Below are 21,017 nucleotides of genomic sequence, written 5' to 3' on the forward strand. Positions count from 1 at the left end.
TGGGCCTTCGGCGTCGTCCAGTCCTCTCGGGTTCTCGTCCCTCAGACGTTGGCCTCTTGCCTGGGCGCGGTCGGTGCGGGCGAGGGCGGCTTCGGGGTTCGGCGGCCGGGGAGCCACCAGTTGGCCTTGCCGCACAGTTCCATCACCGCCGGGACGAAGACCATCCGGACGATGGTCGCGTCGATGAGCACGGCGACGGCCATGCCCAGACCGCCCTGCTTGACGGCGACGTCGGGGCCGAGCAGGGAGGTGGTGAAGACGGCGATCATGATGGCCGCCGCGGCCGTGATCACCTTGGCGGTCCGCGCGAGTCCTGTCGCGACGGCCGTGCGGGTGTCGCCGGTCCGCTCGTACTCCTCGCGGACCCGCGAGATCAGGAAGACCTGGTAGTCCATCGACAGGCCGAACAGGACCGGGAACATCATCATCGGCACCCAGGTCGTGACGGGCATGGCGGCGGGGAACCCGAGGGCCGTGCCGAGCCAGCCCCACTGCACGACCGCCACCAGCACACCGTAGGCCGCGCCGATCGACAGCAGGTTCATCACGGCGGCCTGCAGGGCGATCGTGACCGACCGGACCAGCGCGATCAGCAGCACCATGGACATCGCGACGACGACGACGATCATCAGGGGCAGGCGGGAGCCGGACTCCTCGGCGGTGTCGATGGTGCCGGCGTTCGGTCCGCCGACGAGGACCCGTTCGCCGCCGGGTGTCCCGGGCAGCACGTCGTCGCGGAGCCTGTGCACCAGGTCCGTGGTCGCCTCGTCCTGGTAGCCGGTCGTGGGGAAGGCGAGGAAGGTGACGGCCTTCCCGTCCTCACTGACCCGGGGCGGCGTCGCATGGGCGATGCCCTCGGTCCTGCCGACCGCTGCGACGACCGGAGCGAGATCGGCGTCCTCGGAGTCGATACCGGCGGCGAAGACCAGGGGTGCGCCGTAGCCCGGGCCGAAGCCCTCGGAGAGGATCTCGTACGAGACGTAGCTGCTCCGGTCGCGGGGCTGGACGCTGGCATCGGGCTGGCTCAGCCGCATCGACAGCGTGGGAACGGCGAGCAGCAGCAGGGCCCCGCCGGCCAGGAGCGCGGCGGCCAGCGGCCTGCGCTGCACCGCACCGGCCCAGCGTTCGGCGAGCGTACGGCGCTTCTGTGACGGCGCACCGGTGGAACGGTCCCGGCGGGACGCGCGGCGAGGCAGGCGCAGCGAGTCGATCCGGTGTCCGGTGAAGCCCAGGAGCGCGGGCAGCAGCGTCAGGGCGGCGATCATCGTGACGAGCACCGTGATCGACGTGGCGACGGCCAGTCCGGTCATCAGCCGTTGACCCATGACGAGCAGGCCCATCAGCGCGATCACCACGGTCGTGCCGGCGAAGAGCACCGCGTGACCCGCGGTGGCGATCGCCTTGACCGTGGCGCTCTCGGGGTCGTCACCGTCCCCGAGGCCGTCCTTGTAGCGGGTCACGATGAACAGCGCGTAGTCGATGCCGACGCCGAGCCCGATCATCGCTCCGAACGTCAGGGCGAAGTTCGGCGCGGGGACCAGGTGCCCCACCACCTTCATCAGGGCGAGACCGCCCACGATGGCCAGGAGGGCGGTCGCGATCGGCAGGCCCATCGCCACCAGTGATCCGAACGCGATGAACAGGATCACGGCTGCCGCCAGGAGGCCCACGCTCTCGGCCGGGCCCTGCGGGGGCGTCTCGGCCTTCTCCGCCATGTACCCGCCCAGCGCGAGCGTGACGTGGTCGCCGGAGGCGTCCTTGACCAGGTCCACCAACGGCTTCACCTCGCTCTTCTCCACCCCCTTGTCGCTCAGCGGGATGGCCGCACGGGCGATGCGACGGTCCTTCGTCACCAGGCTCTCGTCCTGGTACGGCGACGTCACCGGCCCGGTCACGGGTGAGTCGGCGAGAGCGGCGAGGACCTTCTCGATCCTCCGCCTGGCCGCAGGATCGTCGATCCCCTCGTCGGCCCTGATCGCGAGGGTCAGCCTGTCCCCCTGCTCCTCGGGGAAGTGCTTCTCCATCAGCTGCTGCGCCCTGGCCGACTGCGAGTCTCCTCCGGAGAAGTCGTTGTCGGGGGCGGCGCCGTAGCCGAATCCGGCGAACGCCACGGCGATCACACCGATGATCCAGCCCAGGAGGACCAGGCGGCGGCGCCGGAAACAGAAGCGGCCCAGTCTCGCCAGAGTCCCGCCGTTGGACGCGGTTCCGGTCGCCATCATCGGCTCCTCACCTCCCTGTCCCGCCTTCACGCGGACGCGCGCACGTCGAGGGAACGGCCTGCCGGCCGGCCGGCGCGGCGGGACCGGGCCGGGGCCGGCCCGCCGAGGACCACGCCGGCCGGCGCCACCACCGCGCCCGTGGTGCCCACGAGCCGCCCGGTGGTCAGGCCGTAGGCATCGACGGCGAGCGACTGGACCGAGGCGTGCGCGGCCGCGGGTGCGGCAAGCACGTGACGGACGGACATGAGGTGCTCCTTCTCCTCGTACGGCTCCTGCTCCTGGATGTGGCCCGATCCTGTCCGCGGGACCTGCCTCCGGTCGTCCCGCGTACGGACGCACTTCGCGCTGCCGCCGGTGCCGTACGCCGCTACCGCGGACGCGGCAGGAGCCGCGCGGGTACCGCGGACGCGGTAGGAGGTCGGTCGTCCACGAGCCGGATTCGCCCGCGGCGCCGTCTGGCTAGGGTGCGGGCATGGGCATACGACGGTTCGCTGTACCGGCCTGGGTCGGGGACGTGGTGATCGCCGTGGGCGTGGCGGCGCTGATGCTGGGCGACGGCTGGTCCGGGGAGCACCTCGGCACGGGGCCCGCCCCGCTCGGCTACGCGCTGCTGGCGGTCGGCGGCCTGGCGCTGGCCGCGCGCCGCAGGGCTCCGGTCGCCGTCCTGGCCGTCACCGGGCTGTGCGCGGTGGGCTACCAGGCGGCCGGGTTCGACGTGCTCACCGTCGCGTACCTGGTCGCGGTGTACGGGGCGGTGCGGGCCGGGTTCCGCGCGGTGACGGTGACGGCGTCCGTGACCCTGCTGGCGGCCCTCCAGCTCACGGCACTGGCCCTGCGCGACGGGCCCGTGGGCGAGGTGTCGGTGCAGGCCCGCGGCACCCTGGAGATCGCCTGGCTCATCGCCGCGTTCGCTGCGGGGGAGGCGGTGCGGCAGGCGGAGCAGCGGGCGGAGGAGGCCGAGCGCACCCGGGAGGAGACCGCGCGGCGCCGCGCCGACGAGGAACGGCTGCACATCGCCCGCGAACTGCACGACTCGCTCACCCACCAGATCTCCGTCATCAAGGTGCAGTCCGAGGTCGCCGTCCACGTGGCCCGCAGACGCGGCGAGCGGGTGCCGGAGGCGCTGCTGGCGATCCAGGAGGCCGGGCGGGAGGCGAGCCGGGAGCTGCGCGCCACGCTGGAGGCCCTGCGCGACGACGACACGGCCCCGCCGCGCGGGCTCGCCGACGTACCGGAACTGGTGGAACGGGCCGGCAGGACCGGTCTGGAGGCGACGCTGACGATCGAGGGCGAGAAGCACGACGTGCCGGCCGCGGTGGGCCGGACCGCGTACCGGATCGTTCAGGAGTCGCTGACCAACATCGTCCGGCACGCCGCCGCCACCACGGCGTCGGTCCGGATCGACTACCGGCCCGACGCCCTCGCCCTGCGCATCGACGACGACGGCCGGGCCACGCCGGAAACCACTCCCGTGCCCGGCGTCGGGCTGCTCGGCATGCGCGAACGCGTCACCGCCCTCGGCGGCGTCCTGCTGGCCGCACCGCGCGGCGAAGGCGGCTTCACCGTCCGGGCCGAACTCCCCGTGGAGCGAACGTCGTGATCCGAGTCCTGCTGGTCGACGACCAGCCGCTCATCCGCAGCGGATTCCGCGCACTTCTCGACCTCGAGGACGACATCGAGGTGGTGGCCGAGGCCGCCGACGGCGAGGAGGGCCTGGCGCTCGCCAGGAAGCACCTGCCCGACATCGCGCTCGTCGACATCCAGATGCCGGTCGTCGACGGCATCGAGGCGACCCGGCGCATCGCCGCCGACCCGGCCCTGGCCGGGGTGCACGTCGTCATCCTGACCAACTACGGCATGGACGAGTACGTCTTCGACGCGCTGCGCGCCGGCGCCGCCGGATTCCTCGTCAAGGACATCGTCCCGGACGACTTCCTGCACGCCGTCCGCGTGGCCGCGCGCGGCGACGCCCTGCTCGCGCCCTCGATCACCCGCAAGCTGATCGACAGGTACGTGTCCCGGCCGCTCGACACCGGTACCGAGGCGGGGCTCGAAGAGCTGACCGGCCGCGAACGCGAGGCCGTCGCCCTCGTGGCGCGGGGCCTGTCCAACGACGAGATCGCCGACCACATGGTGATCAGCCCGATGACGGTGAAGACCCACGTCAACCGGGCGATGACCAAGCTCCACGCCCGCGACCGAGCCCAACTCGTGGTCCTCGCCTACGAATCCGGCCTGGTCGTCCCGCGCACCTCCTGACCCCCGGGGCCGCGGCCACCCTTCGGCCCCGATCGTGGCGCCACGCCCGCGGGCGCAGCCGATATCTACTCGCGCGGGATGAGAATTCGGCAGACGACGCGGCGAGAATTACTGCCGCTCAAAAGGAGCGGAGATATTCCGCCGCCTTTCGGAACGGTGTCGTGCTACTGTCGATTTCAGTTGCAGTTGTGGTTCCCGAAACTTCAAGTGCCCCCGGCGGCCCTCAGGGCGGCGGGAGTGCTTTTTTTCGTCTCCGGATTCTCCGGCGGGGCAATCATCACGGCGACATGGTTTCCGCGCAGTGCGGACGCCGATGATCCCTCGAAGGAGATACGACATGAGCACCGGTACCGTGAAGTGGTTCAACGCGGAAAAGGGCTTCGGCTTCATCCAGCAGGACGGCGGCGGCCCCGACGTCTTCGCGCACTTCTCGAACATCGCCGCCCAGGGCTTCCGCGAGCTGCAGGAAGGCCAGAAGGTCAGCTTCGACATCGCGCAGGGCCAGAAGGGCCCGACGGCCGAGAACATCGTCGCCGCCTGATCCAGGCGTACACACCGCAGCTGGGGCCCGCATCCTTCGGGGTGCGGGCCCCGGCCGCGTTCGCGCCACCGAAATCCCGCCGAGCGGATCCGACCGCTCCCCGACCCGCCGCGGCCGCGGCCCGGACGCCTCATCTCCGCATCGCGCCGCCTCCTCCGCCGAGCACGCCTTCCGAGGCCCTTTCCGGCGGTTCTGCTTTCATGCCCCATTCGAAGCCGTCGGGAAATATCTGGTTCCGTTCCTTCGCCGCGGACATTCCTTGATGCGCCTCTCACCGAGGAGGTTCCGCATGAACAGCGCACACCCGACCGGCCGTCGTTCCGCCCCCGACGAGGGGGACTCCGCCTCCGGCCGGCATGAGAGGGCCGTCCCCTCCACGGACACCCCCGCACCGGCGTCGGTCGGGGCGTTCGCCGACCTCGACCTGCCGGAACGGCTGCTCGCCACGCTCGCCGCCGAAGGCGTCACCGTCCCGTTCCCCATCCAGGCCGCGACCCTGCCGAGCGCGCTCGCGGGCCGGGACGTCCTGGGGCGCGGCCGCACCGGTTCCGGCAAGACGCTGGCCTTCGGCCTCGCCCTGGTGGCCCGTACGGCGGGAACGCGGGCCGCGCCCAGGCGGCCCGTCGGCCTCGTCCTCGTCCCCACCCGCGAGCTGGCGCAGCAGGTGACCGACGCGCTCACGCCGTACGCCCGTGCCGTCGGGTCGAGGCTGGCCACGGTCGTCGGCGGAATGCCTCTCAGTCGGCAGGCCTACGCCCTGCGGAAGGGCTCCGAGATCGTCGTCGCCACCCCGGGCCGGCTCACGGACCTCGTCGTACGGGGCGACTGCCTGCTGGACCGCATCTCCGTCACCGTCCTGGACGAGGCGGACCAGATGGCCGACATGGGCTTCGCTCCCCAGATCACCGAACTCCTCGACCAGGTGCCCGCCGACGGCCAGCGGCTGCTCTTCTCCGCCACTCTGGACCGCAGCGTCGACCGGCTCGTCGCCCGCTACCTGTCGCATCCCGTCGTGCACTCCGTCGACCCCGCCGCCGGGGCCGGCACCACGATGGAGCACCACGTCCTGCACGTCCGCGCCGACGACAAACAGGCCACGACCGCCGAGATCGCCGCCCGCACGGGCCGCGTGATCATGTTCCTCGACACCAAGCACGCCGTCGACCGGCTGACCGGGGACCTGCTGGCCCGCGGGGTGCGAGCCGCCGCGCTCCACGGCGGCAAGTCCCAGCCCCAGCGGACCCGCACGCTCGCCCGGTTCCGGAGCGGACAGGTGCCGGTGCTCGTCGCCACGAGCATCGCCGCCCGCGGCATCCACGTCGACGACCTCGACCTCGTCGTCAACGTCGATCCGCCCGCCGACCCCAAGGACTACCTGCACCGCAGCGGCCGCACCGCCAGGGCCGGAAAGCCCGGCAGCGTCGTCACCCTGGTCACACCGAACCAGCGCCGCGCCGCCGCCCGCCTCATGTCCCAGGCCGGCGTCCGGCCCCGGATCACCCCGATCCGCCCCGGCGAGGCGGAACTGCACCGCATCACCGGCGCGCGGACCCCCTCGGGCGTCCCCGGGACGGAGCCGCCGGTCGTCCGCGTCCCGCCCGAAGCCGCCGCTCCGGCCCGGCGCGTCCGCACCTCCCGGCACCTCGCACCGGAGCCGGCACCCCCGCCTTCCCCTTCCCCGACCAGGAGCCGCTCGTGACAGCGACGCAGACACCAACCCACCAGACGCAGACACCACCCCACCACCCGTCCGCCCCGGCCGTGGCCGAACCGCACGTCTGGGCGGACATGACCGTCGAGGTCGCCCTCGCGGTCATGCAGGGAGCCCGCACCGCACGCCTGATCATCCGCGACGCCGACGGCCGGCGCACCGGCGTCGTCACCCGGGCCCAGCTCGCCGGCTTCCGCGCCAGTCCCGCGTACACCGACCGGGTGCGCCTGCGCGAACTCGGCCCGACGGACACCGCACCCCGCTCGTGACCGCCCGCTGCCGGCACGACCACCCCGCCGCTCACCTTCCCTTCCTCTCCTCCTGTGAGGTCCCATGCGCTGCGTGATCGCCCGTTTCCCGTTCGAGCTGACGAAGAACGACGTCCTGGAGGCGATGAAGGGCGTCAAACCCGAACCCCTGTCCGGCGCCTTCGTGCGCATCGGACGCCGTGACTACCCCGCCAAGCAGGTCGGCGCCGTCGTCACGCGACAGGACCGCCGTGACTTCGGCGTCGGCGAGGTCCTGCGGGCCATGACCCGGCTCGGCTTCACGTGCGGCACCGGCACGGCCGCCGCCCCCTCGGCCACCGCCGGCGCGGTCCAGCGGGCGTCGGCCCTCCTGGGCACGCCGACGGCCGGCTGACGGTCGAAGAGCCGGCGGGCGGGACGGGATCCCCCCGTCCGCCTGTCCGATTCCCTTCCTCTCCTCTCCAGCCGTCAGGAGCGCCGGTACCGGCGCCCCGGGCGGCGGCGTTACGCTCGGTGAACGAGCCGGACCGCCGGCCCGCGCACCGGAAGGTTCGCCGGAGAGGTGAGAATGACAGCAGACGATCCGCTCGGCCGTCTCGACGACGACGACTACCCCGCCTACACGATGGGCCGGGCCGCCGAGATGATCGGTACGACGCCCGGTTTCCTCCGCGCCCTGGGAGAGGCCCGGCTGATCACCCCGCTCCGCTCCGAGGGCGGCCACCGCCGCTACTCCCGCTATCAGCTGCGTATCGCCGCACGCGCTCGCGAACTCGTCGACCAGGGCACCCCCATCGAGGCCGCCTGCCGCATCATCGCCCTCGAGGACCAGCTGGAGGAAGCCCAGCGCATCAACGCCGAGTACCGCCGCGCGGCGGGCGAACTCCCCCCTCCGGCAGCCGACTGAAGCCCCGTCATCGGTACCGGAAGGGAAGGCCGCGCCATGCGCGTTCTGATCGTCACCGCCGGTTCCCGGGGCGACGTCGCGCCCTTCACGGGGCTGGGGCGGCGCCTGTCGGACGCCGGGCACCAGGTGGCCGTCGCGGCTCACGCGTCCTTCGCCGGGCTCATCGGCGCGTGCGGTCTCGAGTTCCGGCCCGTGCCCGGGGATCCGCAGGGGCTGATCCGGGACTGGGCGCGGGCGGGGTCGCGGGAGGAGGCGCGGGCGCTCACGAGGGCCTACGCGGAGGGGCTCGCCGACGGGGTCGCGCAGGCCGTGGCAGGCGGTGCCGACCTGCTGCTCACGCCCTTCGGCCCGGCGCCGCTCAGCAGGACGGCCGGCGAGGCGTACGGCATCTCCGTCGTCGGCACCTATCTCGTACCGGCGTTCGCCACAGGACGGTTCGCGCTCCCCCACGCGAACGGCGCCGGTGGCGCGGGCCCCGGCCGGGGGCCGGAAGGCAACCTCGCCGCGGGCCGGGACGTGCTGCGGCGCGCGGACGCGGCCCTCGCGGGCGCCGTGACCCGGCTGCGTGCCCTCCTCGGGCTGCCCGACGGGACACCCTCCGCGCCGGCGGACATCCGGCCGGTGTTCCACGGCTACAGCCCGCTGGTGGTGCCGCGCCCCGACGACTGGCCGTCCGGGGTCGACGTGACGGGCTACTGGTGGCCCGCGCGGCCTGCCGGCTGGCAACCCCCGCCCGAACTGGTCGACTTCCTCCAGGCCGGTCCGCCGCCGGTGTTCGTCGGCTTCGGCAGCATGGCCCCGGGCGAGGGCGAACGGCTCGGTGAGCTGGTCGCCGCGGCGGTGCGGCGGGCGGGCGTCCGCGTGGTGGTGCAGGCGGGGTGGGCCGGGCTGAGCGGCCAGGGCGACGACGTCCTTGCCGTCGGCGACGTCCCGCACGACTGGCTGTTCCCCCGCACCGCCGCCGTCGTCCACCACGCCGGGGCCGGTACCACCGGGGCCGGACTGCGCGCCGGAGTGCCCGCCGTGCCCGTCCCCGTCATGGCCGACCAGCCCTTCTGGGCCTCCCGGCTGCACGAACTGGGCGTCGCTCCCCGGCCCCTGCCGTTCCAGGACCTCACCGCCGAGAACCTCGGCGACGCGATCACGGCCTGCCTGTCCGAACCGGTCCACCGACGCCGCGCCTCGGAACTCGCCCGCGGCATCGCCACGGAGGACGGCGCCGCTTCGCTGCTGGCGCACATCGGCGGCCCCGACGGCGCCGGGTGAAGGGGCGTTCTCCGGACGCTCTCCCCTCGCGGTCTCGTCACCGGCCGCTGTCCTCCGCAAGGGTGTGGGCCACGAGGGCGTTGGCGTGACCGTGGCCCAGGCCGTGTTCGGACTTGAGCCAGGTCACGAGCTCCATGTGCTTCGTCAGCGGAGAGGAACGGACCAGGTCCTTCCATTCGGCGATCGGGCGGCCGTACTTCTTCTCGATGGACGGGAAGTAGCTGGCGGGGCCCTTCACAGCGGCGGTCATCGATGTCTCCGTTTCGTCCTGTCGGTCCGAGCCGGGAAAGGAGGCCGCGTGCCGGGCGCGTGCCGGGCGCGTCGCGGTCTTCCCTGCGTCGGTCGTGTCATGTCCTACGACCGACGGCGGCGCCGGAACTCATCGCTCTTCCCGGAGCGAGGGAGGCGACGGTCGGCTCGGCAGGAGCTGCCGCATAATCCTCGCGTGACCCAGACTTCCGCACCGATATCCGTCGGCCCCGCCTTCGAGAGCGTCCCCGCCTGGCTGTCCGCCGACGCGGCGGCCTGGGCGGGCGCCCGGCCGGGCTGGTGGGCGAGGCCCCTGTGGTCCGTCCTGGCGCTGCTGGCGTCCGTCGCCGCCGCGATCGGCCTGGAGCCGATGGCGGTGTGCAGCGAGGCGGCGCCGTGCGGTCCGGACTGGGTCGGCATGGTCCAGTTCGGCCTCGCCGTCGGGATGCCGTACTGGTTCGCCCGGCTCCCCGAGCTCGCTCTCGTCGCCGCGCCGGTCCTCGCGGTCATCGTGGCATGGGAGGAACTTCCGGCCACCGGGTGGGCGTCCCGTTCGGCGAATCTGGCGGTCATCGCGGCCCTCGGCCTCGGCTGGGCGGCGGCGCGGGCCCGGCTGGCCGCCCGGCGCCGGCAGCGGGACCTGGTCCGGCAGGCCGGGGCCGCCGCCGTGGGGCACGGGTGGGTGAAGTCGACCGGTGCGGCGCCGGGGCGAGGGCGGCGAGGGCTCGTACCGATCGCGGTCGGGGCGTTGCTGTGTGCCGTGGCCGTCGGGGCGGTCGTCCTGGGCCTGCGCGGCGTGGGCGAGGACGAGCGGCAGGCCGCTCGGGCGACCCGTACGGAGGCGGTGGTCACCGGCCGTACGGACATGACGCTGAAGGTCCGTACCCATGACGGGCGTCGCCTCACCGTCGACGCCCTGTTCCCGGAGGACTACCGCCTCGAGAGCACCGTGGTGGTGCTGGAGGACGGGCCGTGGCGGCGTCTGGCCGCCGAGCCGTACGACGCGTTCGACCGGCAGTTGGCGGCCCTGGCCGCCGGGCTGCCCGGGCTCTCGCTGCTGACGACCGGGCTGCTGGCACGTCGACGGGCCGCGGCGCTGCGTCGCGGAGAGGTGCCCGCCCTGCGGGTGCTGAAGCGCTGGGACCGCAAGGGCCGGAGCTGGGTGTACGCCGCGGACGACACGGCCGGGCGCAGGCCGTTGTTCTCGTGCGTCTGCCTGCCGGTGTCCACCGGCGCGGGTGAGCACGGCAAGGCCGGCGGCGTCGACGATCTCGATGACGTCGATGAAGCCGATGACGTCGACACCGCCGACGTCTGCACCGTCGACGGCCGCGTGCCGTTCCCCGCCGCCGGACTGCGCGAGGCCGTCATGGTCGGCGCGCCGTACGAAGGCGGCGAGCTGGCCTTCGTCATGACGGGCGGCGGTGCCGAAGCCTCCGTGGTGGACTGCACCGTCGGCCCTGTGCGGGTGCCCTGATAGCGGGGCATCCCGTGAGCCGGTGCCCGCGTCGAAAGAGGCGTCCCTGAATGCGTCCCTAAACGCGTCTCTAAAGGCGTCCTCGAAGGCATGGCCTTCGGCGTTCGGCCGCGGTCACGGCTTCGTCCACTCGTGTTCCAGGATCGAGTACGTGATCGAGTCCCGCCATACCCCTCGTACGAACACGTGGTCGCGGATCCTGCCTTCCTCCGTCATGCCCGCCCTCAGCAGGGTTCGTGCCGACGCCTCGTTGAGGGGTGCGCGGGCCGCCCAGATGCGGTGGAGGCCCAGCTCCTCGAAGCCGAGCGCGCAGAGCAGGCGGACCGTCTCCGTGCCCAGGCCCCTGCCCCATTCGGCCGGGTGCAGCGCGAAGCCGATGGCGGCCGCCCGCTGGGGTTCGGTCGCCAGGCGGGCGCAGCCGATCAGCCGGGGGTCGCCGAGCCGGGTGACGGCAAGGCAGTACTCGGTCCTCGGGGTGTCCTCGGCGGAGGCGACGGACCGGTCGACGATCGTCTGGACCTGCTCGGGGGTACGGGGCTCGAAGCTGAGGTGCCGGGTGGCCTCGGGGTCGCCGTAGACCGCCAGGAGCGCGTCGGTGTCCCCGGGGTCGATGTCGCGCAGGGCCAGGTGAGGGCCGGCCAGGTGGGTCGGGGGCATGGGCGCGGAGTCTCCCTGAGGGGTCGTCGGTGCGTGCCGGTCCGCCGGAGCCGACGGCTCTTCAGGCGCCCGGACCTCAGGCGCCGAGGTCATGGAAGCCGATGCAGTCCGGGTCCTGAAGCGGGCACGAGGGATGCGGTGTGCGATCCGGCTCGGGTGCCGACGGCTCGGGATCCCAGTAGCCGGGACCCGGCGGCGGCGTCGCGAAGGACTCGCACGCGCAGTCCGAGCAGGGGCCCGAGAAGCGGGGGGCGTCATGGCGGTAGCGCGGGTGGCCACACCGGCATTCGTACGTCGCCCAGGTCCCCATACCGGCCCACCCCCGCACGTCTTCGTACGTCTCCCGCGTCCACGATAGCGACGGGCGGGCGGAAGAGCGCCGTGCGTGCGGGCCCGGGTTCAGCGGTCCGCTTCCGTGGTCCTCCCGTCGGCGGCGGGCCGCGCGGTGTCTCCGGGCACGGGCGTTCCCAGCCGTCCGCGGAACGGGCCCGAGGACGCGACGACCTGACCCACCGCCACGCAGACGACGATCACGCAGCCGCCCGCGATGAGCCAGGAGAGGAACGTGAACACGTAGCCGAGGGGACCGTAGTGCTCCTGGCTCTGTTCCAGCGCCTGCGGCATCACGAGGGGCGAGACGTAGCCGAAGGCCGTCATCGCGACGCCCGCGAGCAGTGCGCCCGGCAGCAGCGGTGCCCAGCCGATCCGCGCGCCCAGCAGCAGGTGTTGCGTCCACCACCACAGCGCCACGGACGTCACCACGGAGACCAGCACACCGACGGCGGTTCCGGCGCCGAAGCCGTGGCGGATCGCCGACTGGAAGACGATGACCACCAGCCAGCCCAGGATCCACACCAGCCACCTCCAGGCCGTGAGGCGGGCGCCCCCCTTGGGCAGGTCCCAGCAGCGCTCGCAGACCTGCTGGAGCGCCCGGCTGAGTGCCGTCGCCGAGATCAGCATGACGATCACGCCGGCCACGCCGATGCTGCCCCTCAGTTGGCCGTTCGCGGTCAGCACCCGCTCGATGTCGTCGGTCGGCACCTTGTCTCCCATGAAGGAGCGGACGGTGTCGACCAGAAGGTCCTTCACGCTCTGCGGCGCGAACGCGGCCACGACGATCAGCAGCGGCAGCGCCGCCAGGAACGTCTGGGCGGCCAGGCGCGCGGCGGCCTCCATCGTGTTCACGCGGGCCAGCCGGGTGACGACCCGGCCGACGACCGGCGTCCGCTGGACCGCGGCCAGGGCCGCCCCGGTCCGGCCGGTCCAGCGGGCTTCGCGGGCCACGCGGGCCTCGCGGGACTTGCGGGACTTGCTCGCCTCACTGCCCTCGCTGGCCTCACTGGCCTCGCTTGCCTCGCTTGCCTCGCTTGCCTCGCTTGCCTCGCGGGCTCTGCTCGCCTCACTGGCCTCGCTCGCCTCGCCGGCCTCGCTGAGCTCGCTCGTGCGGTCAGGCCCGTCGGTGCGGTCGGGCTCGGCCCGCCGCCTATCGCGGCCTCCGCCGGAATCGGCCCCACTCAACGGGCCTCCCCGCTCAACGGGCCTCCCTCGCGCCTCCGGCCTCGCCTCAGGCATCGCCCTCCGGGCGTGGCGGCGCCAGGCGCTCGGCGTCTGCCGTGGCGCGGCCGCTCGCCGCCAGGAGGGCGATCACCGCGAGGACGGCCAGCAGGATCAGTACGAGGAGCAGGATGGTGAGCGCCGTGGGGTGGTTCCAGAGCGCGAAGAGCAGCGCCACGATCAGCAGGGCGCCGAGCGTGATCCACCGCCGGTTCGCCTGCGTCCAGACCCCTGCCCGGCCGGTCCGAACGTGGTGGACGTATCCCCAGGTGGCGGCGGAGTCCGCGGTGCGCTCCGCGGCTCCCCGTACCGCCACGGGCAGTCGGCCGGGGCCGACCAGATAGGCGCCGAGGGCGATGACGACGCCGAGGACGATCGCCGTGCGCAGCGCGACCCGCAGGAAGTGCAGCAGGGTGTCGAACACGGACGCCGCGGCCGCCTCCGACTGGACCTGTGACGGGAGGTGGTCGAGGTAGTAGCGGCGGGCGACGACCAGGCCGATGACCACGACCAGGCAGGCGAAGGCGGCTCCCAGTGCGGTGCGGGCCAGCGCCCGCCGCCGCTTGTGCGCCAGCAGGACGCCCACCGCGCCGATCACGACGACGATCACGGGGAACCAGTTGCCCACCACGTCGAGCGCGTGCGCCAGGTCGCGGATCTTGTCGAGCTTGTCGGACTGGAAGAGCACCATCTGCTTGTCGACGTCCGGGATCTTGCCGGCCGGTGCCACGCCGGCGTCGACCAGCTCCTCCTTGACGCGGTCCACGGCCTCGCCGATGTCGAGGGTGACCGTGCCGTCGTCCACGCCGACCGCGCCGCGCCCCTGCCCGGTCAGCGCGTGCACGACGGCGCCGTGGGCCGCCCGGTTGGCGGTCGTCCACACCGTTTCGAAGCGGTCGCTCTCCACGAAGCGCGTGGCGACCTTCTCGACGGCGCCGTCGACGGCCGAGTCGAGCTGGGGGCCGAGCTTCATCACCGCGTCCGCGGCGCGCGGCGGCAGCCCCTGGCTCTTCAGCCAGGCGGCGACGTCCGCCATGACCTGCGGACCGTCGACGCGTACGTCGGCCGCCTGGGTGATGCGGTGGACGGCCGCCGCCTCGATGTCGGGGTCGCTCGCCAGCGGGGCGACCGTCTCCACGTACCGGTCGGTGTCGAGGGCGATGTCGTGCACCCATACGGTGAGCAGCGCGACCGGCACCAGCACGCAGGTGAGCACCAGGAGGACCGCGGAGGAGACGATCCGTGCCCACCTGCCCGCCGCCGAGCCCGCCTTCGAGCCTCCCGTCGAGCCTGCCGTCGAGGCCGCCGGTTTCCCCTCGGCCGGTCTCCCGTCCTCCGGCTTCCCGTCCTGGCTGCTCATGAGCGCTCCTGGGTCTGGGCTTGCCTGCCATGCCTGCCTTGCCTTGCCTTGCCTGCCTGCCTTCCATTTCCGTGGTCGGACGGCGCGAGCGCACGTCCGGATGGGCTGTACGGGCTGTACGGGCGGGAGCCGGCCGGGCAGCGCGGGACCGGGCCCGGTTCACCGATCCTGTCGCGTGCGGTGCCGCATGTGCGGACGGTGCGGGGCGAACTCGACGTCCTGCCACAGGGCGCGGAACGGCGACGGGTCGCCGTCGCTCAGGCGGTCGGCGGGGACGGCCCAGGAGCGGACCGGCGTCCTCTCGGCGGTGACCGGCGGCCAGCCGGGGTCGCCGGTGGCCGCGAAGGCGGCCCAGGCGCGGAGCATCCGGTCGGACAGGGCGCGGTCGTCGGCGTCGGGAGCGCCGCCGACGAGGAAGTCGGCGCCGGCGACGTCGAGGTTGCCGAAGGCGAAGGGGACGTCCGCCGTGTGCCAGGGCCTGGCTCCCTCGCGTCGGCGGGCGAAACGGGCCAGGTGGGCGCGGCCGCCGTCCCTCGCGTGCCGCTCGGCGAGGCGGGTGGTGTACTCGGCGAACTGCGCGTCGCCGAAGAGCGCGAGGAAGCGGTCGAGCACCGGGGCGTCCGGCATCAGTGCCCCGTAGCCGTCGACCAGTCGGGAGGGGAGTTCCAGGTCCTGGACGAAGGCCGCCAGTTCGGCCTCCGTCGTGAGTCCTCGTACGGCGCCCACCCTGTGGAGGAACCACTGCTCCTCCAGGGCGTGGCACACGAGCAGGTCCACGTCCGGCGCCGTCCTGGCCGCCGCAACGGAGGCGGGCAGCACCGCGCCGTCGACGACCGGCTGGAAGATCACCGGAGCGCAGGCGTGGATCGGCGTCACCGGATCCTTCGCGCAGCCCGCGGCGGTCCTGTCGGAGGCGGCCACCAGCGCCTCGGGCGGCACGGACGACAGTCCTTCCGCCGTCGGTGCGACTCCGGCCTCGGCAGCGACGCGCGCGGTGACCGCCGCGGCGAGCTCGACCGTGTAGAACACGCCGGGCACGCTGTGGGCGATGACCCGCCGGAACAGGCCCCGGGCAGCCGTGCCCGCACCCGTGCCCGCGTCCCCAGCCATATCCGTACCCGAACCCGTACCCGTACCCGCACCCGTACCCGCACCCGCAGTCGACTTGCCGCCCGCACCCATCGCCATCAGGCAGACCGCAGAGGCTCCGCCCGACGAGTGCCCGGCCACGGTGACGTTCCCCGGATCGCCGCCGAAGGCCGCCACGTTCTCCCGCACCCAGCGCAAGGCCGCCACCTGGTCCAGGAGTCCGCGGTTGTCGGGGCGGCCCGGCACGTGGCCGAAGCCCTCGAAGCCGACCCGGTAGTTGCAGCTGACCACCACGAGTCCGGCGCGCGCCAGCGCCGTCCCGTCGAAGTCGGGCTGCGCGGAGGAGCCGAAGGTGTTCGCGCCGCCGTGGATCCAGAACAGGACGGGCAGCGCCGCGCCGCCGCCCTCCGCCAGGGCGGGCGAAGGGCCGGGCGCGGGCCCGGACATGGGCGCGGGCGCCCCTGCCGGCCCGGGCCCGCATACCGGCGTCGGCGCGGGCGTCCATATGTTGACGGTAAGGACGTCCTCGTCGCCGGGCCGCCACACGGGTGCTCCCGGCAGCTCCGCCGACTGGGGCGCGATCGGCCCGAACTCCGTGCCGTCCCGCACCCCCTCCCAGGCCGCCGCCGGTTGCGGCTCCCGGAACCGGCGGTCGCCGAACGGCGGTGCGGCGTAAGGGATCCCGAGCACGGCGGTGACACCGTCGACGGCCGCCCTGCCCCTCACCTCGCCGCCCGTCGTCCGGAAGACCGCCCCGCCGTCGCATGATCGTTCGTCGTTCATGCGCGCCAGTGTCCCCCGCCGCACCCCGCCCGCCCGGGGCGCACCGCCGTGCGCGATCATGCGCTGCATGAAGCTGCGTTGTGCCGTCCTCGACGACTTCCAGGGCGTCGCCCTCTCCTCCGCCGACTGGAGCCCGCTCGACGGGCGGGTCGACGTCCGCGTCCTGCGCGAGCACCTCACCGACCGGGACGCCCTCGTCGCCGCCGTCGAGGACTGCGAGATCCTCGTCGTGATGCGCGAGCGGACCCCGCTCGACGCCGGCCTCCTCGCCCGGCTTTCCCGGCTGCGGCTGATCGTCACCTCCGGCATGCGCAACGCCTCGATCGACGTCACCGCCGCCCGCGCCCGCGGCGTCGTCGTCTGCGGTACGGCCAGCGGCTCGGAGCCGCCCACCGAGCTGACCTGGGCGCTGATCCTGGGGCTGGCCCGGCAGGTGCACACGGAGAGCCGGGCGATGCGCGAGGGCGGGCCGTGGCAGTCCACGGTGGGCCTGGACCTCGCGGGCCGCGTCCTCGGTCTCGTCGGCCTCGGCAAGATCGGCGGCCGGGTGGCGCGGATCGGCCTCGCCTTCGGCATGGACGTGGTCGCCTGGAGCCCGAACCTCACCGACGAGCGGGCCGCCGAGCACGGCGTGCGGCGCGCCGGAAGCCTCCACGAGCTGCTCGGCGCCGCCGACGTCGTCTCGCTGCACCTGGTGCTCTCCGACCGCACCCGCGGACTGATCGGCGAGCCGGAACTCGCGGCGATGCGCCCGGGCGCGTACCTCGTCAACACCTCGCGCGCGGGCCTCGTGGACGGTGCGGCGCTGCTGCGGGCGCTGCGCGAGGGCACGATCGCGGGGGCGGGGCTCGACGTGTACGAGACCGAGCCGCTGCCCGCCGACGACCCGCTGCGGACCCTGCCGAACGTGCTCGCGCTGCCGCACCTCGGTTACGTCACCGAGGCCAACTACGGCCGTTACTTCGGCCAGGCGGTCGAGGACATCGAGGCGTGGCTGGCGGGTGCGCCCGTACGAGAGCTGGGCTGACGACGCGATCGGCCCCGTACCCCTGCAGAAGAGAAGGGGGTACGGGGCCGATCGCGTCGTTACGGGTCCGGCGGTGCCGGATCAGGCGGCCGGAGCGGTCGCCTGGACCGCCTGCGCCGAGGCGGGCCCCGGTGCGAGCAGTCGCTGGGCGAGCAGTCCGAAGGCGAGTCCGAAGACCGCCCACAGGACCGCCTGGATGCCCAGCGTGGCGAGCCTGAAGTCCCACAGCACGGCGGCCGGGAAGTCGGGCTTCACGGCGTCCTCGTTGGCGGGCAGGAACGCGCAGGCGATCGCGACCGCGGCGACGAAGCCCGCGCCGGCGACGACGGTCGCGTTCCAGTTGCCGAGGCGCGGGGCGAGCCGGCGGCCCGCGATGACCGCGGCGATGCCGAGCAGCACGCTCAGCAGGATCATCAGGAAGAAGAGCGTGGTGCGCTTCCCGATGGTGTCCGGGTTGCCGACGGCCGGCGGGGTCGCCGGGTACTTCAGGAACGGCACCAGATAGACCGTGGTGAAGGCCGCCGCCGCGACGAGCGCCGCGGTGGCCTTCGGGGTGAACCGGCCCACCCGTCCCAGGACGAAGCAGAACGCCAGGGACGCGATGCCGCCGAGCGCGACGCCGTAGACGAGGACACCGGTGGCGAGACCCGCCGTGGACTGCATGTCCCGGCTGACGATCTCCTCCTCGGCGGGCTCCTCGGCGGCGCCGTGGCCTCCGCCGTGGTCGTGCGCGGTGGCGTGCTCGGCCTTGGCGGCGGCCTCCTCGACGGCGATCGAGGCGTTGACGGACGGCTCGCCCGCGACGTAGGCGACGGCGAAGGCGAACAGTCCGGCGATCAGGCCCGCGAGCATGCCGCGGACCAGGAGCTTTCCTACGAGCGAACCCGTAGGAGCGGTTGGAGCAGACATGGAGCGGTTACCCCTCAGTGGCAGGGGAAACCGAGCAGGTGACGACCGTCGTGCACCCACTCGTGCACGTCGCTGCCGGCGATCAGGGAGGTGGCACCCTGCTCGGCACCGACGAAGTACAGCGCGACGAGCGCCAGGATGCCGATAAACGCCGCCCAGGGGAGCACCGCGCGGACCGGCAGCGAGACCGGGGCGACGGACGGGGTGGACGTGACGGCGGGCGACGCAATGGCCTCGGCCATGGTGGAACCTCCTCGGGAACGCGCGTCCCATACGGTGGTGCGCGACGACGGTCGTCGGGTCTGACTCGCCACCTCGCGGGCTGGAGGCGGCTCACAGTGGCGCGACCGTGCCGGACTTGCACCGGACTTCCGTCTCGCCGTCGTCGTTCTGTGGAAATGTCGACTGACCGTACCGCGCCGGACACTCCGCGCCAAGGGCGCATGAGGCAGCGCCCGATGAATTGAGGGATGTATCACCCATGGCCCCGCCCACGACCGTTCGGCTCTCGCTGGTCGCCCCCGCCGTGAACGCGGCCCTGCGCCAGGCCAGGTTCGACGACGCGGGGCCCGTGGAACTGCCGCCGGACGGCCTGGATCCGTTGTGCCTCGGCGCGCGGGTACGCGTGCTGAGCTCGCCGTCCGGGCGGTGCCGGGCGACGGCGGAGGCGCTGGGCCTGTCCGCGTACGAGGCGGAGCCCGCGCTCGCGGGCTGCGCGATGGGGCGCTGGCGAGGACGGCGCCTCGACGAACTCGGCGTGGAGGAGCCGGAGTCGGTGGCCGCCTGGCTCGCCGACCCGGCCGCCGCCCCGCACGGCGGCGAGTCGCTGCGGGAACTGCGGTCCCGGGTCGCGGAGTGGATGGAGGGGCTGGGCACGCCGGCGGCCGCGCGGGACACGGACGCCTCGGCATCGGTGACGGTGTGGGCGGTGGCCGAACCGGACGTGATCCGCGCGGCCGTCGCCCACGCGCTGGGCGCCCCCGAAGAGGTGTTCTGGCGGCTGGACGTACGCCCGCTGCAGTGCGTCGAGCTGTCCGGGCGATCCGGCCGCTGGAACCTGCGGCTCGGCGCGCCGCTGCCGTAGTACGCGACCGGGGCCGGCGCCCGGCGGAGTCAGCCGAGACCGGCGGGGTCAGCCGAGACCGGCGCGGGCTAGCTCCAGGAACTCCTCGTCGGTCAGGCCCAGTCGGCGCGCCTCGGCGACCAGGGCGTGCAGCCGCTCGACGAGCTGGGCGCGGTCGGGCGCCTGCGCGCCGGGCATGATCACGGCGCCCCGCCCGCGCCGCAGCTCGATCAGGCCCTCCTCACGCAGCCGCTGGTAACCGCGCAGCACCGTATGGACGTTGACGCCGAGCGAGTCGGCGAGTTCGCGCGCCGCGGGAAGCCGCTCGCCGGGAGCGGCACTGCCGTCGGCGAGGGCGCCGCGCACGCAGGCGGCGATCTGGTCGCCGAGCGGGACGGAGGAGGCGGGGTCGACCCGGAAGAGCACGGTCAGATCCTCTCACCACGGGCGTCGGGGGCGCCGGGGGCGCCTGGCGCGCCGGAGGCGCGTTGTGCGCCGGACCTGCCGGACTGGCCGGACTGGCCGGACCCACCGGAGTCACCGGATCCATCCGATCCACCCGACCCACCGTCCTCACCCGACCCCCCGTCCTCCCCCGCCCCCGCCCCCGCCCGTGCCCGTGCCCGTGCCGCCAGCGCGTTCAGCAGCGCCGCCGCCGTTTCCGCGTCCGGGACGGTGACCAGGAAGGCGAAGCCGTTGGCGCGTCGTACGGACAGGGCCTCGCCGGAGCGGAGGAGGAGGGCCGAGCGGTGGGGGCGGGTGCGGTAGCCCCAGCCGCCGAACTCGGCGAGGGCGTCCACGTCGTGGACGGTCGCGGAGGTGATCTCGTCGAGCGGGATCCGGATCCTGGGGCGGGAGAGCAGGGCGGGCGTGACCGTCAGGCCGCGGCGGTCGACGGCGACCCGGACGCGCGAGAACGCGAGGCCCGGCACGCCGACCGCCAGGCCGACGAGGGCGATCAGGGCGTACGGCCAGGGCGTGAACAGCACCGCGGGGACCGGCGCGGTGGCTCCCGCCAGGACGAACACCGTGGAGAGCGCGGTCATCCCGCGCGAGCCGGTGTCGCGCGACCAGCCGGCGATCTCGTGCGCGCCGAGTTCGAGCCGGGGCACCCGCGACGGGCCGTCACGGCCGTCGGATACTTCGCTGCCGTCAGAGCCGTCACGGCCGTACGCCGCCACCGGCTCCGCCGTTACGAGTCCGGTGAGCGCGCGTCCGGCCAGGGCGGCGAGCGCCGCGATGCCCGCGGCGAGGGTGAGGGTGGCGAGCGGCGTGGTGACCTCGGCAGCGTCGGCGGCGTCGAGGTTGGCGCGCAGGAGCAGGTCGAGCAGCCCGCCGATGAAACCGGCGGTGGCCCAGGCGCCCCAGAGCACGGCGCGCCGGACGAGCAGGGTCCAGCCCGCCCCGAGGGCCACGAGCAGCCCGGAGCTGACGGCGGCGTAGCCCGCGAGCGGGGTGAAGCCGTCGGCCCTGCCGCCCTCGCCGGCGGAGAAGTGCGTGGCCAGCGGGTCGGGGAGCCGGTCGCGCCAGAAGGCGAGGAGCAGCAGGTGGAGGGCGAGTGCGAGGACGAACGGCGCGGCGGCGAGTACACGGAGACGGTTCACGGGACCAGGGCCTCCCTCAGTTCTAGTTATTCGCACTCTACTAGAACAACTGAGAAATGCGTCGCCCCCTGACGAAAAGCCAGGGGGCGGG

General features: G+C 73.8%; 22 protein-coding genes and 1 riboswitch. Of the genes, 11 read left to right on the forward strand and 11 right to left on the reverse strand.

Annotated elements, in window-relative coordinates; all coding sequences use genetic code 11:
• Nucleotides 1-41: 41 nt before the first annotated feature.
• Together ACFVGS_RS05120 and ACFVGS_RS05125 are read right to left on the reverse strand one after the other, a co-directional pair.
• Entirely contained in the window at nucleotides 42-2,219 is a 2,178-nt protein-coding gene (locus ACFVGS_RS05120; RefSeq protein ID WP_385690489.1) for an MMPL family transporter, read from the reverse strand.
• A 29-nt stretch (nucleotides 2,220-2,248) separates the two neighbouring features.
• Entirely contained in the window at nucleotides 2,249-2,467 is a 219-nt protein-coding gene (locus ACFVGS_RS05125; RefSeq protein WP_384411598.1) for a hypothetical protein, read from the reverse strand.
• A gap of 227 nt (nucleotides 2,468-2,694) precedes the next feature.
• On the opposite strand from ACFVGS_RS05125, the gene ACFVGS_RS05130 reads away from it, so the two are divergent.
• The 8 genes from ACFVGS_RS05130 to ACFVGS_RS05165 all read left to right on the forward strand — a co-directional run bounded on the left by ACFVGS_RS05130 (nucleotide 2,695) and on the right by ACFVGS_RS05165 (nucleotide 9,154).
• Complete coding sequence (locus tag ACFVGS_RS05130) at nucleotides 2,695-3,822, forward strand: sensor histidine kinase (RefSeq protein WP_385690492.1); 1,128 nt, start codon at nucleotides 2,695-2,697, stop codon at nucleotides 3,820-3,822.
• Nucleotides 3,819-4,481: a response regulator gene (locus tag ACFVGS_RS05135; protein WP_384411594.1), complete on the forward strand. Its 663-nt coding sequence runs from the start codon at nucleotides 3,819-3,821 to the stop codon at nucleotides 4,479-4,481. Before ACFVGS_RS05130 ends, ACFVGS_RS05135 begins: the two co-directional genes overlap by 4 nt.
• A 337-nt stretch (nucleotides 4,482-4,818) precedes the next feature.
• Nucleotides 4,819-5,022: a cold-shock protein gene (locus tag ACFVGS_RS05140; RefSeq protein WP_384411592.1), complete on the forward strand. Its 204-nt coding sequence runs from the start codon at nucleotides 4,819-4,821 to the stop codon at nucleotides 5,020-5,022.
• 289 nt (nucleotides 5,023-5,311) lie between these two features.
• On the forward strand, nucleotides 5,312-6,721 hold the full coding sequence (locus ACFVGS_RS05145; protein ID WP_385690497.1) for a DEAD/DEAH box helicase: 1,410 nt from the start codon (nucleotides 5,312-5,314) through the stop codon (nucleotides 6,719-6,721).
• Nucleotides 6,718-7,002: a CBS domain-containing protein gene (locus tag ACFVGS_RS05150; RefSeq protein WP_384411588.1), complete on the forward strand. Its 285-nt coding sequence runs from the start codon at nucleotides 6,718-6,720 to the stop codon at nucleotides 7,000-7,002. The genes ACFVGS_RS05145 and ACFVGS_RS05150 overlap by 4 nt, the downstream gene beginning before the upstream one ends.
• A 64-nt stretch (nucleotides 7,003-7,066) precedes the next feature.
• Nucleotides 7,067-7,375 (forward strand): SCO5918 family protein, encoded by a 309-nt coding sequence (locus ACFVGS_RS05155; RefSeq protein WP_384411586.1) that lies wholly within the window; start codon nucleotides 7,067-7,069, stop codon nucleotides 7,373-7,375.
• A gap of 174 nt (nucleotides 7,376-7,549) precedes the next feature.
• On the forward strand, nucleotides 7,550-7,888 hold the full coding sequence (locus ACFVGS_RS05160; protein ID WP_384411584.1) for a MerR family transcriptional regulator: 339 nt from the start codon (nucleotides 7,550-7,552) through the stop codon (nucleotides 7,886-7,888).
• 36 nt (nucleotides 7,889-7,924) lie between these two features.
• A complete protein-coding gene (locus ACFVGS_RS05165) occupies nucleotides 7,925-9,154 on the forward strand; it encodes a glycosyltransferase (protein ID WP_385690501.1) in 1,230 nt (409 codons plus the stop codon).
• A gap of 37 nt (nucleotides 9,155-9,191) precedes the next feature.
• On the opposite strand, the gene ACFVGS_RS05170 is transcribed toward ACFVGS_RS05165, so the two are convergent.
• The gene (locus ACFVGS_RS05170) at nucleotides 9,192-9,404 is read right to left on the reverse strand and encodes a DUF4287 domain-containing protein (protein WP_385690504.1); all 213 of its coding nucleotides are present in this window, start codon (nucleotides 9,402-9,404) and stop codon (nucleotides 9,192-9,194) included.
• A gap of 195 nt (nucleotides 9,405-9,599) precedes the next feature.
• Here ACFVGS_RS05170 and ACFVGS_RS05175 point away from each other — a divergent pair, with 195 nt between their 5' ends.
• Nucleotides 9,600-10,880 carry a hypothetical protein gene (locus ACFVGS_RS05175; RefSeq protein WP_385690507.1) on the forward strand — a complete coding sequence of 427 codons (1,281 nt, stop codon included), beginning with the start codon at nucleotides 9,600-9,602 and terminating at the stop codon, nucleotides 10,878-10,880.
• Between the two features lie 114 nt (nucleotides 10,881-10,994).
• Here ACFVGS_RS05175 and ACFVGS_RS05180 read toward each other — a convergent pair whose 3' ends face one another.
• The 4 genes from ACFVGS_RS05180 to ACFVGS_RS05195 form a co-directional block, all read right to left on the reverse strand.
• A complete protein-coding gene (locus ACFVGS_RS05180) occupies nucleotides 10,995-11,537 on the reverse strand; it encodes a GNAT family N-acetyltransferase (RefSeq protein ID WP_385690510.1) in 543 nt (180 codons plus the stop codon).
• Nucleotides 11,538-11,936: 399 nt separating this feature from the next.
• The gene (locus ACFVGS_RS05185; RefSeq protein WP_384411576.1) at nucleotides 11,937-13,055 is read right to left on the reverse strand and encodes a YhjD/YihY/BrkB family envelope integrity protein; all 1,119 of its coding nucleotides are present in this window, start codon (nucleotides 13,053-13,055) and stop codon (nucleotides 11,937-11,939) included.
• Nucleotides 13,056-13,101: 46 nt separating this feature from the next.
• A complete protein-coding gene (locus ACFVGS_RS05190; RefSeq protein ID WP_385690513.1) occupies nucleotides 13,102-14,451 on the reverse strand; it encodes a hypothetical protein in 1,350 nt (449 codons plus the stop codon).
• A 159-nt stretch (nucleotides 14,452-14,610) separates the two neighbouring features.
• A complete protein-coding gene (locus ACFVGS_RS05195; protein ID WP_385690516.1) occupies nucleotides 14,611-16,323 on the reverse strand; it encodes a carboxylesterase/lipase family protein in 1,713 nt (570 codons plus the stop codon).
• A 67-nt stretch (nucleotides 16,324-16,390) separates the two neighbouring features.
• Here ACFVGS_RS05195 and ACFVGS_RS05200 point away from each other — a divergent pair, with 67 nt between their 5' ends.
• On the forward strand, nucleotides 16,391-17,350 hold the full coding sequence (locus ACFVGS_RS05200) for a D-2-hydroxyacid dehydrogenase family protein (protein WP_385690519.1): 960 nt from the start codon (nucleotides 16,391-16,393) through the stop codon (nucleotides 17,348-17,350).
• Between the two features lie 81 nt (nucleotides 17,351-17,431).
• Here ACFVGS_RS05200 and ACFVGS_RS05205 read toward each other — a convergent pair whose 3' ends face one another.
• Together ACFVGS_RS05205 and ACFVGS_RS05210 are read right to left on the reverse strand one after the other, a co-directional pair.
• Nucleotides 17,432-18,259, reverse strand: coding sequence for a CbtA family protein (locus ACFVGS_RS05205; RefSeq protein WP_384411569.1), 828 nt, complete (start codon nucleotides 18,257-18,259; stop codon nucleotides 17,432-17,434).
• A gap of 14 nt (nucleotides 18,260-18,273) precedes the next feature.
• Nucleotides 18,274-18,501 carry a CbtB-domain containing protein gene (locus ACFVGS_RS05210; RefSeq protein ID WP_128984069.1) on the reverse strand — a complete coding sequence of 76 codons (228 nt, stop codon included), beginning with the start codon at nucleotides 18,499-18,501 and terminating at the stop codon, nucleotides 18,274-18,276.
• Nucleotides 18,502-18,536: 35 nt separating this feature from the next.
• Nucleotides 18,537-18,677: riboswitch (cobalamin riboswitch) on the reverse strand.
• A gap of 63 nt (nucleotides 18,678-18,740) precedes the next feature.
• Here ACFVGS_RS05210 and ACFVGS_RS05215 point away from each other — a divergent pair.
• Entirely contained in the window at nucleotides 18,741-19,343 is a 603-nt protein-coding gene (locus tag ACFVGS_RS05215) for a histidine phosphatase family protein (protein WP_384411567.1), read from the forward strand.
• A 48-nt stretch (nucleotides 19,344-19,391) separates the two neighbouring features.
• Here the strand turns inward: ACFVGS_RS05215 and ACFVGS_RS05220 are convergent, their stop codons facing one another.
• Together ACFVGS_RS05220 and ACFVGS_RS05225 are read right to left on the reverse strand one after the other, a co-directional pair.
• Nucleotides 19,392-19,748 (reverse strand): GntR family transcriptional regulator, encoded by a 357-nt coding sequence (locus tag ACFVGS_RS05220; RefSeq protein ID WP_385690523.1) that lies wholly within the window; start codon nucleotides 19,746-19,748, stop codon nucleotides 19,392-19,394.
• Nucleotides 19,749-19,750: 2 nt separating this feature from the next.
• Nucleotides 19,751-20,926, reverse strand: a complete 1,176-nt coding sequence (locus ACFVGS_RS05225) for a hypothetical protein (protein WP_385690525.1) — start codon at nucleotides 20,924-20,926, stop codon at nucleotides 19,751-19,753.
• Nucleotides 20,927-21,017 lie beyond the last annotated feature (91 nt).

It is taken from the genome of Streptomyces sp. NPDC127114, from assembly GCF_042677525.1.
GTDB lineage: Bacteria > Actinomycetota > Actinomycetes > Streptomycetales > Streptomycetaceae > Streptomyces.

Excerpts from the sequence above, each read along its gene's own strand:
- ACFVGS_RS05215 (WP_384411567.1), top strand. The coding sequence starts at position 18,741 with ATGGCCCCGCCCACGACCGTTCGGCTCTCGCTGGTCGCCCCCGCCGTG.
- ACFVGS_RS05195 (WP_385690516.1), bottom strand. The coding sequence starts at position 16,323 with ATGAACGACGAACGATCATGCGACGGCGGGGCGGTCTTCCGGACGACG.
- ACFVGS_RS05120 (WP_385690489.1), bottom strand. The coding sequence starts at position 2,219 with ATGGCGACCGGAACCGCGTCCAACGGCGGGACTCTGGCGAGACTGGGC.
- ACFVGS_RS05190 (WP_385690513.1), bottom strand. The coding sequence starts at position 14,451 with ATGAGCAGCCAGGACGGGAAGCCGGAGGACGGGAGACCGGCCGAGGGG.
- ACFVGS_RS05210 (WP_128984069.1), bottom strand. The coding sequence starts at position 18,501 with ATGGCCGAGGCCATTGCGTCGCCCGCCGTCACGTCCACCCCGTCCGTC.
- ACFVGS_RS05165 (WP_385690501.1), top strand. The coding sequence starts at position 7,925 with ATGCGCGTTCTGATCGTCACCGCCGGTTCCCGGGGCGACGTCGCGCCC.
- ACFVGS_RS05155 (WP_384411586.1), top strand. The coding sequence starts at position 7,067 with ATGCGCTGCGTGATCGCCCGTTTCCCGTTCGAGCTGACGAAGAACGAC.
- ACFVGS_RS05205 (WP_384411569.1), bottom strand. The coding sequence starts at position 18,259 with ATGTCTGCTCCAACCGCTCCTACGGGTTCGCTCGTAGGAAAGCTCCTG.
- ACFVGS_RS05125 (WP_384411598.1), bottom strand. The coding sequence starts at position 2,467 with ATGTCCGTCCGTCACGTGCTTGCCGCACCCGCGGCCGCGCACGCCTCG.
- ACFVGS_RS05170 (WP_385690504.1), bottom strand. The coding sequence starts at position 9,404 with ATGACCGCCGCTGTGAAGGGCCCCGCCAGCTACTTCCCGTCCATCGAG.
- ACFVGS_RS05200 (WP_385690519.1), top strand. The coding sequence starts at position 16,391 with ATGAAGCTGCGTTGTGCCGTCCTCGACGACTTCCAGGGCGTCGCCCTC.
- ACFVGS_RS05160 (WP_384411584.1), top strand. The coding sequence starts at position 7,550 with ATGACAGCAGACGATCCGCTCGGCCGTCTCGACGACGACGACTACCCC.
- ACFVGS_RS05180 (WP_385690510.1), bottom strand. The coding sequence starts at position 11,537 with ATGCCCCCGACCCACCTGGCCGGCCCTCACCTGGCCCTGCGCGACATC.
- ACFVGS_RS05130 (WP_385690492.1), top strand. The coding sequence starts at position 2,695 with ATGGGCATACGACGGTTCGCTGTACCGGCCTGGGTCGGGGACGTGGTG.
- ACFVGS_RS05140 (WP_384411592.1), top strand. The coding sequence starts at position 4,819 with ATGAGCACCGGTACCGTGAAGTGGTTCAACGCGGAAAAGGGCTTCGGC.
- ACFVGS_RS05145 (WP_385690497.1), top strand. The coding sequence starts at position 5,312 with ATGAACAGCGCACACCCGACCGGCCGTCGTTCCGCCCCCGACGAGGGG.